At 40.8% G+C, this 15712-nt stretch carries 12 protein-coding genes; 7 read left to right on the forward strand and 5 right to left on the reverse strand.

Annotation, left to right across the window (positions count from 1 at the left end; all coding sequences use genetic code 11):
• Positions 1–128: 128 nt before the first annotated feature.
• The 4 genes from A7967_RS05665 to A7967_RS05680 form a co-directional block, all read right to left on the reverse strand.
• Positions 129–3125 carry a TonB-dependent receptor plug domain-containing protein gene (locus A7967_RS05665; protein WP_064435482.1) on the reverse strand — a complete coding sequence of 999 codons (2997 nt, stop codon included), beginning with the start codon at positions 3123–3125 and terminating at the stop codon, positions 129–131.
• A gap of 42 nt (positions 3126–3167) precedes the next feature.
• Positions 3168–4244, reverse strand: coding sequence for a FecR family protein (locus tag A7967_RS05670; RefSeq protein ID WP_054453390.1), 1077 nt, complete (start codon positions 4242–4244; stop codon positions 3168–3170).
• Positions 4241–4798 carry a sigma-70 family RNA polymerase sigma factor gene (locus tag A7967_RS05675; RefSeq protein ID WP_054203534.1) on the reverse strand — a complete coding sequence of 186 codons (558 nt, stop codon included), beginning with the start codon at positions 4796–4798 and terminating at the stop codon, positions 4241–4243. The genes A7967_RS05670 and A7967_RS05675 overlap by 4 nt, the downstream gene beginning before the upstream one ends.
• Before the next feature lie 138 nt (positions 4799–4936).
• Entirely contained in the window at positions 4937–5815 is an 879-nt protein-coding gene (locus A7967_RS05680) for a LysR family transcriptional regulator (protein ID WP_064435483.1), read from the reverse strand.
• 118 nt (positions 5816–5933) lie between these two features.
• On the opposite strand from A7967_RS05680, the gene A7967_RS05685 reads away from it, so the two are divergent.
• Positions 5934–6581, forward strand: a complete 648-nt coding sequence (locus tag A7967_RS05685) for a peroxiredoxin-like family protein (RefSeq protein ID WP_054203532.1) — start codon at positions 5934–5936, stop codon at positions 6579–6581.
• Between the two features lie 4 nt (positions 6582–6585).
• The gene (locus tag A7967_RS05690) at positions 6586–7350 is read left to right on the forward strand and encodes a haloacid dehalogenase type II (protein ID WP_064435484.1); all 765 of its coding nucleotides are present in this window, start codon (positions 6586–6588) and stop codon (positions 7348–7350) included.
• A 56-nt stretch (positions 7351–7406) separates the two neighbouring features.
• Here the strand turns inward: A7967_RS05690 and A7967_RS05695 are convergent, their stop codons facing one another.
• Positions 7407–8009 (reverse strand): TetR/AcrR family transcriptional regulator, encoded by a 603-nt coding sequence (locus tag A7967_RS05695; protein ID WP_054203530.1) that lies wholly within the window; start codon positions 8007–8009, stop codon positions 7407–7409.
• Positions 8010–8249: 240 nt separating this feature from the next.
• On the opposite strand from A7967_RS05695, the gene A7967_RS05700 reads away from it, so the two are divergent.
• From A7967_RS05700 to A7967_RS05720, 5 genes are all read left to right on the forward strand, one after another.
• Positions 8250–9452, forward strand: a complete 1203-nt coding sequence (locus tag A7967_RS05700; protein ID WP_054203529.1) for an efflux RND transporter periplasmic adaptor subunit — start codon at positions 8250–8252, stop codon at positions 9450–9452.
• 14 nt (positions 9453–9466) lie between these two features.
• Complete coding sequence (locus A7967_RS05705; RefSeq protein WP_054203528.1) at positions 9467–12640, forward strand: efflux RND transporter permease subunit; 3174 nt, start codon at positions 9467–9469, stop codon at positions 12638–12640.
• A 384-nt stretch (positions 12641–13024) separates the two neighbouring features.
• A complete protein-coding gene (locus tag A7967_RS05710) occupies positions 13025–13675 on the forward strand; it encodes a PilZ domain-containing protein (RefSeq protein WP_054203527.1) in 651 nt (216 codons plus the stop codon).
• A gap of 68 nt (positions 13676–13743) precedes the next feature.
• Positions 13744–14799 (forward strand): agmatine deiminase family protein, encoded by a 1056-nt coding sequence (locus A7967_RS05715; protein ID WP_054203526.1) that lies wholly within the window; start codon positions 13744–13746, stop codon positions 14797–14799.
• Positions 14796–15689 carry a carbon-nitrogen hydrolase gene (locus tag A7967_RS05720; RefSeq protein ID WP_054203525.1) on the forward strand — a complete coding sequence of 298 codons (894 nt, stop codon included), beginning with the start codon at positions 14796–14798 and terminating at the stop codon, positions 15687–15689. The genes A7967_RS05715 and A7967_RS05720 overlap by 4 nt, the downstream gene beginning before the upstream one ends.
• The last annotated feature ends 23 nt before the right edge of the window (positions 15690–15712 follow it).

The raw sequence follows: 15712 nt of genomic DNA on the forward strand, positions 1-15712 counted from the left end.
TCTAGTCCAGATATTATTGAAGATTTTATCTTTAAAAAACAGTGAATTTTTTATGACAAATTCCCTTAAAACACAAAAAAGGGCCTTGCGGCCCTTGGAATGTTAAATAACAATAGGAGAGTTATTTATTAAAAACGGTATTCTGCGCCGATATAATAATAAGCACCATTAAAACCAAATGGAGCCGAACGGCGTGAGTACTCAAATATGCCACGGCTACTTATAACTGTGTTACCTTCAGCGTCTACAATTGTGCCAGAACGAGTATTGCCGATAATATTTTTATCTGGGTAAACGTCAAACAAGTTATTTGCCCCAATATTAACCGATAAATTATCTGTAACAAAATAATTCACTTTTACGTCAGTTAAGATTTCCGCCGAATAGGTTTGACGATCCACATCTTCTACCGTGTATTCACCAAAACGATTCAGAGATAAATTAACAGTCCAATCATCACGTTTATAAAGTGCACTTAAATTAATGCGATCTTCTGGCTGCCACTCTTCAATAATAGAAATTTCTTGACTAGAAAATACACTATCTGCGGGCACAGTTTCTAAACTAGAGCCATCAGGCGTAAATATTGACACTACATCTGTTTTCGTAAAATTAGCGGCAAGTGTAAAATCAAGCGTGCCACCGAGCCCTTCAGTATTCCATGTAGTTACAAAATCTACACCACGCGTTTCAGTATCTGCGCCATTTAAAAATAACTGAGCAGCGCCTACCCCTGCGCTAACTAAATCCTCAGTTAACTCCTCTGAAAGCCCTTCTCCTAAGTGGTTACTGATAACTATGCGGTCGTCAATATCAATTGAATAGTAATCAACCGTTACATTAATGTTGTCAGTCACATTATAAACAATACCAAGACTGCGGTTTTGAGATTTTTCCTCTTTTAGTTTTGGAATACCTAAACTTTGCGCAAGGGTTGAATCATTTCTAAACGTACCGACCTGTTTAGCCACTAAATTGCCATTATCCCCTATAAACTGCGTGCTTACGTTATTAAAATACAACTGCTGCATAGACGGTGCTCTAAAACCTGAGCTCAACGCACCACGAAGTGAGATATCATCAGTTACTGACCAGTTACCCGCCAATTTAAAATTAACAGTATCGCCAAAGCCTTTGTAATTATCATAACGAAGTGCGCCGGATAAGATTACATCGTCTATCACATACGCTTCTGCGTCTATATAGAATGAAATTACATCACGCGACTCATCAACAGATGACGCTGGAGATGAACCACCAAAACCTTGCGTACCAAAATCTGCGTCCTCACTGCCGACACCATTACTTAACCCCTTGTAAATACTTACCCCGTTATTTGTGTCGTAATCCCGATACGCATATTCATCACCTGCCAGTATTCTAAATTCATCGGTACGAATTTCGGCGCCCATTGCAAATGAGTAGTCATCAAAATCTTGCGTAAAATCAAGATTGATTGTTTGAAGTGATAACTCCATACCATAGGCATAGGCCTCGCGTGGGATAGTCGCTCGTATCTCAGCAGCACTTAAACCTTGGTCATAACGTAAAAAGTTTGCGTAAGATGCATTAATTGTGTCACTCGTCGTGTAACCAATGCTGTTTTCACCGTAGGTATAAGATAAATCTAAGCTTGCGTCGTTATCAAACTGTGCTTTGTAACCAAAGTTATACGAAATATCGTCGATAGTCGTATTTATTTTTGGTAAGAAACCTAACGGTATTGTCGCATCATTGTCTTGTAATACAGGGTTACCATCTTTATTTGCATTATGACGGAAAAACGCAGCCGATTCGTTATCACGCGTTGAGTAAGTAATAAAACCATAAAGCTCGCCATCGCCAAGTTCATACCCGGTATTGACAGTCAAACCAAATTGTTGTGAATCAGCATCACCAATTCGAAAGGTATTACGATCCGCTGTTAACTCGCGTGGATCACCGGCTAAAAATACGCCTTTGCTTAGTCCTTTACAACCATAAAATTGGCAAGAACCATGCAGGCCGGCGCGGTTAGTCGGGGCGCGGTCTCTGTAATTAAGAGTCACGTTTACATACCCTTCATCACCTAATGCAAACCCTTTATTAAAATCAAGATTGACGGTTTCGCCATCCCCTTCAGAATATTGACCATAATTAATGGCCGCTTTACCACCATCATCGGCATCTTTTAAAACAATATTAATTACACCCGCGATTGCATCAGAGCCATATTGTGCGGCCGCACCATCACGTAAGACTTCAATACGTTTAATCGCTGAAGCTGGGATCGCGTTCATATCTGTACCCGCAGTTCCACGCCCCACTGAAGTGTTGATGTGAATAATACTCGCTTGATGGCGACGCTTACCATTGATCAGGACGAGTGTTTGGTCTGGGCCTAAACCACGCAATGTCGCAGGGCGTAATGCATCGGTACCATCACTAATTGACGAGCTTGAAAAGTTAAATGAAGGGGCAATAGACTGTAACATACGGCCAACTTCGGTTTGGCCTGTGTTTTCAAGCGCTTCGGCACTTAAAATATCAACTGGAACAGGTAAATCTTCAACTGAACGGCCCGCTACACGGCTGCCGACAATGGCTATTTTTTCGATGTTTTCTTTTGCTGTTTCTTCTTGTGCATTAACGGCTTGGCTGTTAGCTGCCATTAAAAGTGGTAATACAGCTGCACTGACCCCTGAAAGCTTCATCATGTTGTTATCATTCCTGTTGATTTGTTTGAGTTTTATACTCAGTAAACCATTTTGATCAACAACCGCATCGAGCTCAGTATTTTGCAACATTGTATTTAATGCATCTAACTGAGTGTAATAACCAAATACTGATTGGGCTTGGTACTGCTTTGCCAGTTCAAATGAAAAAACCACGGTTTGTTCTGTCTGTTTTGCAAAGTCAATCAGTGCTAGATCTGCTCGCTGCGCTTTTATATCAAATTGCACCATCTGTGACTGGACAGTATTTGCGTGTACATTGAAAATCAATGCTATCGATGCAAATACTGATAGACCACAATGGGTGTATGTTTGGTTACTGCGCAACTTATACAAACAGTTGAGGAAGAAAAATCCGCTACGTAATTTTATCTTTTTATTGATTATTTTTTTACTTTTTAGTTTTACCATCGTAACTTACAACACTTTATTTAAACAAGTAAGTAGGCATGCTTAGCTGTTATTGCTATGTTTTAGGCTAACAATATGTTCACCTAATCGTTCATGATCAATGGCTAAATTTAATTTAAGGCTATCAAGTAAACCAGCAATATCACCTGCTTTAAAAACACCTGCAACTTTAAGTGAAGCTAACGCTGGATCCGTTAGTTCAAAGCGCGTAGCAGTGTAACGACTTACTTCTTGCAGCGCTTCGCTCAGGGGTTCTCCATTAAAAATTAGCATACCATGTTGCCATGCTAAATCTCGCTGAACATCATCTTGTGTTAATTGTTTAATCGGCTTAGTGATACTTTCTTTTATTAATGCTTTTTCACCTGAGATCACAATACTGGCATTAATATTTTTTACTTCAAGTGTGTCGTTACTTGCATCTTGTAATTGCACAAAGTGCTCTGCATTTACTTCAACCGCAGGGTCTGTGATCATCACTTTGCCTTCAGTTACAACCAACTCTAAATCAGAAGCTGCATTGCGTTGTACATTAAAGACAGTCCCTAATGCTGTAAACGATTTATCACCCGCCATGACACTAAAAGGTCGTGATGCATCTTTTGCCACATTAAAACGCCCTTCACCGCGCGTTAAAATCAATTGTCGGCGATTTTGTGTGTAGGCCACTTCTAATAAACTATTGGTATTGAGCTGAACAATCGTGCTATCGGGCAACACATACGTTGCTTGCTCACCCACTTTAGTGCGATAAATTTTGCTATATTTAGCCTGCTCTTGTGGAGCGCTAGGCCAATGCTCAATGCCGATAAACATAAAACTGGCAACCAACATAGCAGCAAAGATACTCGCAGCCACAGAAAAACTAAAACGCGGTGCACTGTGCTGTGAAGGCACTTGTTTATTAGGAAACAGACTACTCAATTCATTCAATACACTCAACTCATCCCACAATTGGGCAAGCTCAAATACAGCGTCTTGGTGTGCTTTACTTTCCTTTACCCATACTTGGAATGCGGCACGTTCAGTATCCGACAAACCACGATCCATAGCACTTATCCAGCGGCTTGCTTTGGCTTGAATTGCGTCTTTTGATGAAAATTGATGAATATTACTCATTTTCCTACCCTCCTGGTAAGGGTGTCTTTATCGGCGACAGACTCTGAAGGATGTTCTTGCTGCTGCATGTATTGCATTGCTTTTAGTAACCCTTTGGCAATGTGCTTTTCAACAGTACTTTCACTTAAATTCATTTGCGCAGCAATTTCTTTTTGGCTCATGCCATAGACTTTTTTTAATATAAAACATTTACGTACTGGTTGACTTAATTGCTCTGTTGCTCTGCAAAAAAGTAAGAATCGCTCTTTAGATGTAACTTCATCTTCTAGCTGCATCGATGATAAATTTTGCTGATAATCATCACTGCTATCAAGAGAATCATTATATTGGTTATCCCATTTCGCAATGTGATTAAGCGCCAAATTTTTTGCCGTTTTTAGCATATAACTGTGAGTATATTTTATATCTTGCTTTAAATCGGCTTCATAACTTTTAACAAAGGTTTCTTGTACGATATCTTCAACATCGTCAGGTAGTACTATTCGTGATACAAATCGTCGTAGTTGTGCAGACAATTCAATAAATGTAGTCGTTACTTTTGTTCCTCGCGTCATCCTTAACTGCCCCTTGTTAATATGAATACGCTAAGACTACGAGTTTTAGCGCCAATTACAAGGTTAATTGTTAAATTGTCGTTATTATGGGTGCAAAAAAGTAACAAATTAAATACAATCGCTTTAATCAGAGCGTTATTATTCAAATATCGACTTCATAAAAGCATAGAAAACTTCTGTTTTTTGCGTTGTTAAACTATTTTGCGGTTTTAAAAACCATACAGGTGCATCATCGTCAGCCAAAATACCGGGTAACACCTCTACTAACGCACCACTTTGTAACTCTTCTGCGATAGCTAATTTTGACTTTATGGCAATGCCATGTCCAGCAATCGCGGCTTGTGTCATATTGTCAGAATTAGAAATCGTAAACCGTGTTTTGGCATTCAAATTTACAATTTCCTGTTGTTCATTTAGTAACTTTAATTGACGCTGCCAAGGTAAACAGACCCAATAATGATTGACTAACTTCGAAAAACTAGTAGGCATGCCGTGCTTTTCTACATAGCTTGGTGCTACACATAGAATACGCCGATTATTTACTACTTTGCGCGAAAGTAACCCTGAATCATTCAGTTTTCCAACTCGGATAGCAATATCCTGAGCATCATCAACAACATTTACGAAGTTATCAGAAATTAAAAAATCTAACTGTAAATCAGGGTAACGTTCTTCAAATTCGCTTAATTTGGGCATTACAAACTTCGAAAAGACCCAAGGAGGCATAGTCACCCTGAGCAAACCGCTAACAGAAGAACCTCGAGCACCGATACTATGTTCCTCATCGTATAGCGCTTCCAAGATGGTGCCGATACGATGGTAAAATATCTTCCCTTCTGGGGATAAACGCATACGGCGACTATCTCTAAATATTAAAACCGTCGACAATTCTCGCTCAAGCTTAGCCAACCGATGGCTCACTGTTGCAGGCGAAAGCCCTTGTGCACTTGCCCCAGCTAACACACCTTTATTTTCCACAATCGCTATAAATGTTTCTAAATCACTAATGCTGTACATAACCAACCCTTTTAAAGCGTTTGAATTTTTCGAATTAAGCTTTCGTTTTTACAGTGTTTATTTAATTAAACCAAACACTATACTCGCTTATATTAAATGATAAACAGGAAAACTAATCATGACTTTAAAAGCACAAATAGACGACTACAACCTAGCCAAAATTGCTAAAGTGCCTAGCGACATTCTCGCGCTTATGGATGCTACCACTGAAGATTTAATTGCACAGCATATTGAATTTAATGCCTTAAAACTAAACCAGTCAATAAATGATTTTACGTTAAATAATCACCTTAATGAACCCGTCACTCTATCGACGCTATTAGAGCAAGGCCCCGTCATTATTAATTTTTATCGCGGTGGCTGGTGCCCGTACTGTAATTTAGAACTTAAAGCCCTCAACGAGATGCTTCCTGAGTTTAAAGCCGTAAATGCTCAGCTGATTGCGATATCGCCACAGCTCCCTGATGCATCATTATCAACTTTTGAAAAGAATGAATTAGCCTTTAATGTACTCTCTGATACGAGTAACAAAGTTGCTAGGCAATTAGGTTTAGTGTTTACATTAGATGAGCGATTAAAACCTATTTATGCACAATTTGGTTTAGATATCCCTGCTGCCAATGGAGACAATAGCTATCAACTCCCTCTACCTGCCACCTATATCATTAACCAAAAAGGTCATGTGATTTATGCTTTTGTTAATAGTGATTACACATTACGCGCAGAGCCCTGTGCTATTTTAAATGCACTACAACAGGACTGTTAATATTATGGTGTTGTTTAAACAACTTAAAACGCTAACATTAAGCTTACTTGTAGCTTGTCAATTTATAGGAGGCGATCTTATGGCAGCTGAAAAGACATTAGCGCAACCAAAAGTAATTATTTTTGATGTAAATGAAACCCTGCTCGATCTTGAATCTATGCGAACATCTATTGGGGCTGCGTTGGGCGGGCGAGAAGACTTACTACCATTATGGTTTTCAACTATGTTGCATCACTCTTTGGTAAGTACGGCAATTGGTGACTATCAAGACTTTGGAAAAATTGGTGTGGCATCGCTGCTAATGGTTGCGCAAAATAACGCGATTAAACTCAATGTTGAGCAAGCAAAAACAGCGATTGTTACACCACTACTGAGTCTTCCGGCTCACTCGGATGTAAAAGCAGCACTGCAAATACTCAAAGATCGTGGTTATAAATTAGTTAGTTTAACTAATTCATCAAATAACGGGGTTAAAACACAATTTGAAAGTGCCGGTTTAACCGACTTTTTTGCAGCGCGCTACAGCATTGAAGATATTAAAATCTATAAACCTGACTTGCGTGCTTATCAATGGGCGTTACAAAAATTACAGGTAAAACCTGAAGAAGCACTAATGGTAGCCGCGCACGGATGGGATGTTGCGGGCGCAAAAGCAGCAGGCTTACAAACGGCATTTATAGCACGCCCTGGTAAAGCACTCTATCCGCTTGCAAAAACACCTGACTACAAGGTGAATGATTTAACTGAGTTAGTAGCGTTACTTAAATAATAACGTCAGTCTTTAATTAATCCTAGGGCAATCAGTTGATACCCAGCATCAAGTTTTTACTTTTCAAGCTTGATGCCACTGATAAAAAAGCGCGATGTTAAATCCACAAGCTGCTCTAAGCGCGCTTCATCTAAAGCGGGCTTCCATTTAATCACTTGCTCCCAATACGCCATTTTTTTTAAACCACCATAAAAAAATGCAGCGGCAATATCAGCAGGTACATCATTAAGTACACCCGCGCTTTGAGCTTGTTCAAACCACGTTAGTAGGCCTTTTTCACAGTCTAAAAACTTTACTTCAAGGCGAGCTGCTTGCTCTTTATCTCGCATAGATTCAATAATCACAATACGTGACAATGTTAGGTAATCTTCATCATTGCCCAAAGATAAACAGAGCTTTGCCAAATCTTTTAACTGATCATAAATTGGTATGTCTTTTAAGTATTGGTAACTCTGTAATTGTGCAATGCGTGCTAAAAGTAATGATACAACTTCATCAAATAGTGCTTGCTTGTTTGCATAGTGCTTATAAAGCGTACGCTTAGATACAGTGGCTTTTTTAGCGATGGCTTCCATCGTAGTACCCGCTAACCCACGGCGCGCAAATTCATGTATCGCAGCACATAGCACATCATTTTGTTTGTTATTACTCGATTCCATAATGCCCCCAATATCAATACAAACATTGTAGCATTATTTTTTGTATTTGAATGCTAAGAGTAAAAAAGTAAACGCAAGTGTATACCTATTAAAAATTAAGGTATACACTTGCGTTTACTTAAGCTGAATAAAAGTAATTTGTCTTTACATGCTGGTCATAAAACCAGCTAAATGCCATACTCAGGCAGCTTAATACATGCTTAAAATATTATACTTAACAATTGGAACTGTGGAGTAAACATGCGTCAGTCTTTCGCACTATCAAAATTGTCTCTTTCTTTCTTTTTATTTGCCTCAACAGCCTTACTTTTACAAGGTTGCAGTGAAGCCCCACAAACACCGCAAGCGGCTATGCAACCAGCCTCTGTAGCAACCGTGATTGCCGCAACTGAAGATGCGCCTTTTACAATTGAATTACCTGCAACACTTTCTGGCTCAAAAGAAGTTGAAGTAAGAGCACGCGTAACCGGTATTTTAGAATCACGTAACTTTGACGAAGGTCAAACAGTGACAAAAGGCCGATCATTATTCACCGTTGATTTAGAACCTTATCAATTAGCGCTAGAACGTGCCCAAGCCGCCTTTGACGGCGCAAAAGCATCACTCGTTCAAGCACAAAGAGATGTAAAGCGATTAGGTAAACTGCGCGCTGAAAAATCTGTTTCACAACGTGATTATGATAACGCCAGCTCGACTACAGACATCGCGAAAACTAATTTAGCAGCCGCTAAAGTTGCGTTAAAAGAAGCACAATTAAATCTCGAGTATGCGCAAGTTAAAGCGCCTGTTGCAGGTGTTATGGGCCGTGAATTTGTCTCTGAAGGCACTTATGTTTCAGGTCCTGATTTACTGCTAACGCAAATAACCCAGCTTGATCCTATCCGTTTACGTTTTGGTATTTCGGAGCGTGAACAATTGCAAATGCGCCAAGATGAAGCTAACGGTTCACTAACATTGCCACAAAGCGGTCATTGGCAAACTAGCATTAAACTGCAAGATGGCTCTATATATAGCAAAAGTGGCCTAGTTAACTTCTCTGATGTACGCATTAACCCAAATACGGGCACCAGTGAACTACAAGCTATTATACCCAACCCTGATTTTAAACTTCGTCCGGGTCAATTTGTTCGCGTGAGTTTAAAAGGTGCAGTGCGTAAAAATGCGTTTGTTGTGCCACAGCGCGCGGTACTTGATAACGGTATGGGGAAATTTGTCTACGTTGTAGCTAAAGGTGAGCAAGGTGGCACTATTGCCCGACCTGCGCCTGTTGTTGTTGGTGAGTGGGTGCAAAAGCCAGCAAATGCTGGTGATAAAAACTTTTGGTTAATTAAATCAGGCATTAACGCAGGGGATGAAATAATTGTCGATGGTATGGCACGTATCTTCTTCCCTGGCATGCCGGTAGCCGTTAACAATGCAACAAACAGCGTAAGCGCAGAATAGGCGCAGGGAGTATTATGTTTTCTCGTTATTTTATAGACAGACCTATTTTTGCATTTGTTATTTCAATTGTTATTGTATTGGCTGGCTTAGCTGCAATGCGCAGTTTACCCATCGCACAATACCCTGAAATAGCCCCTCCTGTTGTGCAAGTAACTGCAGCTTATCCGGGTGCATCTGCTGAGGTGCTTGAACAAACCGTTGCAGCGCCTATTGAGAATGCGATCACTGGTGTTGAAGGCATGATGTACATGGCTTCTACATCAACCAGCTCAGGCGCAACCACGATTGAGGTAACCTTTGAAATTGGTACCGATATTGACCAAGCGGCTGTGAACGTCAATAACCGCGTTAAGCAAGTTGAAGCGCGCCTACCTGAAGAAACGCGTCGTCAAGGTGTGGTTGTTCAAAAAGGCTCATCAAGCTTCTTGCAAGTTCATGCCTTTTATTCTCCCGATGAAAGCCGCAGCAGCTTGTGGACCTCAAATTACGTTACCCTCAATATTTTAGATCGTATTAAACGTATACCTGGAACCACCAGCGTACAAATATTTGGTGCGAAAGATTACGCTATGCGTATTTGGTTACGCCCAGATGTAATGAGTCAATTAGGTGTTACCGTTGAAGAAATAGCAGGTGCTATTCGCTCACAAAATTCACAATACGCTGCGGGTAAAATTGGCGCTACGCCAACCTCCCAATCAGCCCAAGAACTGGTTTATAGTGTTACCGCACAAGGGCGTTTGTCTGAGCCAAGCCAATTTGAAGAGATTATCATTCGTTCAAATTTAGATGGCAGTAGTTTACGTTTAAAAGATATTGCACGTGTTGAATTAGGGTCAAAAGATTACAATTTCAGCGGTACTATTAACGGTAAAGAAGCCGTACTTTTAGGTATATTTTTACAACCTGGTGCAAATGCACTTGATGTAGCTGAAGAAGTAAATGGTGTACTAGCAGAAATTAAACAACAATTCCCTGTCGGTCTTGCGCATTTAAACTCTTACGACACCACTCGCTTTGTTGAAGTGTCTATTCGTGAAGTTGTGATCACGCTTATTGAAGCAATGATATTGGTTTTCTTGGTCGTGTATCTGTTTTTACAAAATTGGCGCGCGACGTTAATTCCAACATTAGCTGTACCAGTGTCTTTATTAGGTACTTTTGCTGGTATGTACATGCTTGGTTATTCTATTAACTCACTCACTCTGTTTGGTATGGTACTGTCCATTGGTATTGTTGTTGACGATGCCATTGTTGTACTGGAAAATGTCGAACGGATTATGCATGAAGAGCATGTCAGCGCCCACGAAGCTGCCATAAAAGCAATGAAAGAAGTATCAGGTCCGGTCGTCGCGATTGTACTCGTACTTTGCTCTGTATTTGTGCCCATAGCCTTTTTAGGTGGCTTAACCGGTGAGTTATTCCGCCAGTTTGCGATTACCATCTCAATTGCAGTGAGTTTATCTGGTGTCGTCGCATTGACCATGACTCCCGCGTTATGTGTACTTATTTTAAAACAAGAACATAAACAAACAGCCTCCTTCTTTTTATGGTTTAACCGTATTTTTACTAAAATAACCAGTAAATATGTTGGCGCGGTTGGCTATATGGTTCGCCGTGGCGCATTAGGTTTATTATTAATGATTGGCATGGTGTCTATTACTATTGGACTTTGGAAAAATACCCCTGGTTCTTTAGTCCCTGATGAAGATCAAGGTTATTACATCTCCGCTATTTTCTTACCTGATGGTTCATCGCTTGAACGCACTGAGGAAGTAGTAAAAGAAGTAATTGCAGCAGTGCAATCAAACCCAGCCAATGAAAACGTGGTTGCTTTTACAGGCTTTGACTTTATTGGTGGCGGTTATAAAAATAGTGCCGCGACCTTGTTTGTTACCCAAAAACATTGGGATGAACGCGAGATAGATACAAAAAGCCTCGTCAATGAGCTGTTTATGAAAACTGCACATATTAACGAAGCCTTAGTACTTGCATTTAATCCCCCTGCTATTTTTGGTTTAGGCAGTACCGGTGGTTTTGAGTTTTATATTCAAAACAAAGGTGCTGGTGGCCCCGAGAAACTACAACAAGCCATGGGAATGATGATGGCTGAAGCACAAAAGAGTCCTGTTTTAAGTGGCTTGCAAACGCTTTGGCGTCCTAATGCCCCACAGCTAAAAGTAAATGTTGACCGCGAACAAGCACGTGCAATGGGTATTGAAATTGACGATGCCTTTACCGCCCTTGCCGGCACGCTGGGCACTTACTATGTCAATGACTTTAACAAGTTTGGTCGTGCATGGCAGGTATTGATGTCTGCTGAAGCTGAGTTTAGGATGAAGCCTGATGACATTGGCCGTATTTATGTTAAAAACAACCAAGGAACCATGGTGCCAATGTCTGCATTTACAAATGTCGATTTTAGCCGCGGGCCTGAGAGCCTTAACCGCTACAACAATTTACCGGCGGTAAAACTGCTCGGTAATGCAGCTCCCGGTTATAGCTCTGGTCAAGCAATTGCTGAAGTGGAACGCATCGCAAAAGCCGTGTTACCACCTGATATGACCTACGATTGGACAGGCTCTGCATTCCAAGAAAAACGAAGTTCTGGCACTACAGGTATCGCACTTGGCCTGGCTGTTATTATGGTGTTTTTAATTCTTGCGGCTTTATACGAGCGCTGGTCGTTACCATTATCAGTTATGCTTGCACTACCATTTGGTACATTTGGCGCACTGGTGTCAATTTGGTTAGTCGGCATGACAAACGATGTTTACTTTCAAATTGGCTTAGTAACACTCCTTGGCCTGGCCAGTAAGAATGCCATATTAATTGTTGAATATGCCCTTATGAAGCACCAACAAGGCTGGAGTGCCAGCGCCGCAGCACTTGAAGCAGCACGCTTGCGTTTTAGGCCAATAATTATGACATCATTAGCGTTTATTTTAGGTGTTGTTCCATTGGTACTTAGCTCTGGCGCAGGAGCTGGTGCACGTCATAGCGTTGGTACAGGCGTGATGGGTGGCATGATGGCCGCCACTTTCTTAGCCGTGTTTTTTGTACCATTATTCTTTTACTGGCTAACAGATCGTAAGCTAAGTGAAAAACGTTCTCGCACTGAGCTAGCGGATGAAATAGCCCTGCATCATAAGCGTGAAAATGTAGATACACCTGAAAGTAATTTATAATTAATAGCGATTAAAAATATAAGGGCAAACAGTAGTTTGCCCTTTTTTATGGGTGTCAGATAACTAGCAATTTCTTCTCGCGAGCGCTACTATACCCAAACCACCTCAAAATGCGAGTTTCAGTTGGAATTAAAAGCGATTTAGGCAAGGCATTGATTGTAAATAATAGTAGTTCTATTGTTAAAATCAATAACGCAGTATAAATCGCTTTTAAACCAACCCGTTGGGCGTTTCACAGGCACTTACTATCAGCGTTGTTACTTCTTAAAAGGGATGGCCATTCTTGCAAAGTAACGCCTTGATAATAAGCCCCTGTGAAACGCTGAATTCTGCATCTTGAGGTGGCTTGGGTATATAATAGTTCGTGCGTCGAGGAGCCTTAATATGAACAATGAAAAACTAACTGAGTTTGAGCAATATTTTCAAATTGATGAAAGTAACCGTGTAAATCTATTTGCAGTTGACCCTCATGCGGTTCCCAAAACTCTCGCACAACTCGAAGCTGATATTCCCCCATTATTTAAGCTTGCCAATGAAGTCAGTGAATTAGAGTTAAGTTCATTACGGCCACTGCGTAACTTAGGCGATATAGCACAAGAACTTGCCGTATTTTTACAAGCACAATCGCGTAAAATAGACCTAATAATGAGCCATATATTGGCATCAGAACAGCCCGAAGATAATACAATGTACTGCGATAGTTATGGCGGTGGCGGTGTTAAATTCACCTCAGATAGCGTGTATTCATTAGGTCACACATTTCGCACAAAATTGTTTTTACAGCATGAAGCATCTGCCGTTTATTGTTATACCGAAGTCGTTGCGATTGAAAAGCAAGATGACGATCAATATCAATATACGCTGCTATTTATTGCCATTCGTGATTCAGATCAAGAACTCGTTGTTCGCGCTACTTTACATGCACAAACGCGACAGCTCAAAAAACGCCAACAACAGCAAGCGCTCGATACGCCTTTAGATGGATCATTCCAAAACGATAAAAGCACAAACACACCAACAAAACCTGAACATTAACCATGAAAAAGCTGACTTCTTCGGCCGAAATGCTAAACTAGCAACACCTTTGTTTGTTTATTAAATCCATGAACTTTAGACTTTTACCCGAATGGGCCGAGCAAGACGCTGTCATGCTAACATGGCCTCATCAAGCCACTGATTGGCGTGATAATTTAACCGCTGTTGAGCCCGTATATGTACAGCTTTGCCAACATATATGTAACGTTCAACAGTTAGTGATCGTCGCGCACGATGACACACTTAAAACACATATAACGCAATTATTGCTTACCAATGATGTTGATTTAAGTCGCGTGCATTTTGTAGTGACTCCATGTAATGATACATGGGCACGCGATCATGGACCTTTGACCTGCGCATCGCTTGATAACCCCGCAGAACTAACAATAAACGACTTCACGTTTAATGGCTGGGGTAACAAGTTTGAAAGCACATTGGATAATCAAATTAATGCAGTGCTTGTCAAACAACTCGCTCATTCCAATAATCAATATCAAGCCATTGATTTAGTACTTGAAGGTGGGGGTATTGAAATAAATGAATACGGTACATTGCTCACCACACGCGAGTGTTTACTCAACCAAAATCGTAACCCGTCACTGAGCACTGATGATATTGAGCACGTTTTACGTACTCAGCTGGGTGCAAACGACTTTTTATGGGTAGACCATGGTTACTTAGCCGGTGATGACACCGACAGTCACATTGATACTCTCGTGCGCTTTGCACCTAACAATACCCTTGTCTATGTAAAATGTGACGACAACAATGACGAGCATTACAGCGCCCTAGATGCGATGGAAAAACAGCTTAAAAGCTTTACAACTCACACAGGCAAACCATACACATTAATTGATTTGCCATGGCCTAAAGCTGTATTTAACGCTGACAATGATAGGCTCCCTGCAACCTATGCGAATTATTTAATCATTAACAATGCCGTGCTTGTACCGACGTATAATGACAGCAATGACGCATTAGCCCTTAAACGTATACAAAGCGCCTACCCTAGTCATAAAATTATTGGTGTGAATTGTTTACCAATCATTGCACAATTTGGAAGTTTACATTGTATTACCATGCAATTACCGCGTGGATTTTTAGCCGGAGGCCCTAAGTGAATAGCCCTGATAAGTTAACGGTTGCCCTAGTGCAACAAACAAATAGTGATAATGCCGACGAAAACATGGCAAAATCAATCGCAGGTATTCGCGATGCCGCAAGCCAAGGCGCGCAATTAGTGGTGCTTCAAGAACTCCATCGCAGTCTTTATTTTTGCCAAACTGAAGACGTTGATGTATTTGATTTAGCTGAAACAATACCTGGCCCTAGCAGTAATACTTTAGGCCAACTTGCTAAAGAACTTGGCATTGTTATTGTCGCGTCTCTTTTTGAAAAACGTGCAACAGGGCTTTATCATAATACAGCCGTCGTACTTGAAAAAGACGGCACTATTGCGGGCAAATACCGTAAAATGCACATTCCTGACGACCCAGGCTTTTACGAAAAATTTTACTTCACACCAGGTGATCTTGGTTTTGAACCAATTCAAACCTCGGTTGGTAAACTTGGCGTGTTAGTATGTTGGGATCAATGGTTTCCTGAAGCCGCACGCTTAATGGCTATGGCCGGTGCTGAGCTACTAATTTACCCAACAGCTATTGGCTGGGATCCGCGTGATGACAAAGGCGAACAAGCTCGCCAAAAAGATGCTTGGGTGATCTCTCAACGTGCGCATGCCGTAGCAAACGGAGTCCCTGTGATCAGTTGTAATCGTGTTGGCCATGAAAATGACCCGAGTGCTCAAAGTAACGGTATTCAATTTTGGGGGAATTCATTTATTGCGGGCCCTCAAGGTGAGCTACTCTCTGAGGCTAATACAACTGATGAGCAAATTTTAGTAATCGAACTTGATCAAAAACGCTCAGAAAACGTAAGACGTATATGGCCGTATTTACGGGATCGTCGAATCGATCATTACCAAGACTTAACTAGAATCTATCGCGACTAAAATAGTGACCTTGCGAGGTCAAA

Origin of the sequence: Pseudoalteromonas neustonica (assembly GCF_001653135.1) — a bacterium.
GTDB classification, from domain to species: Bacteria; Pseudomonadota; Gammaproteobacteria; order Enterobacterales; family Alteromonadaceae; genus Pseudoalteromonas; species Pseudoalteromonas neustonica.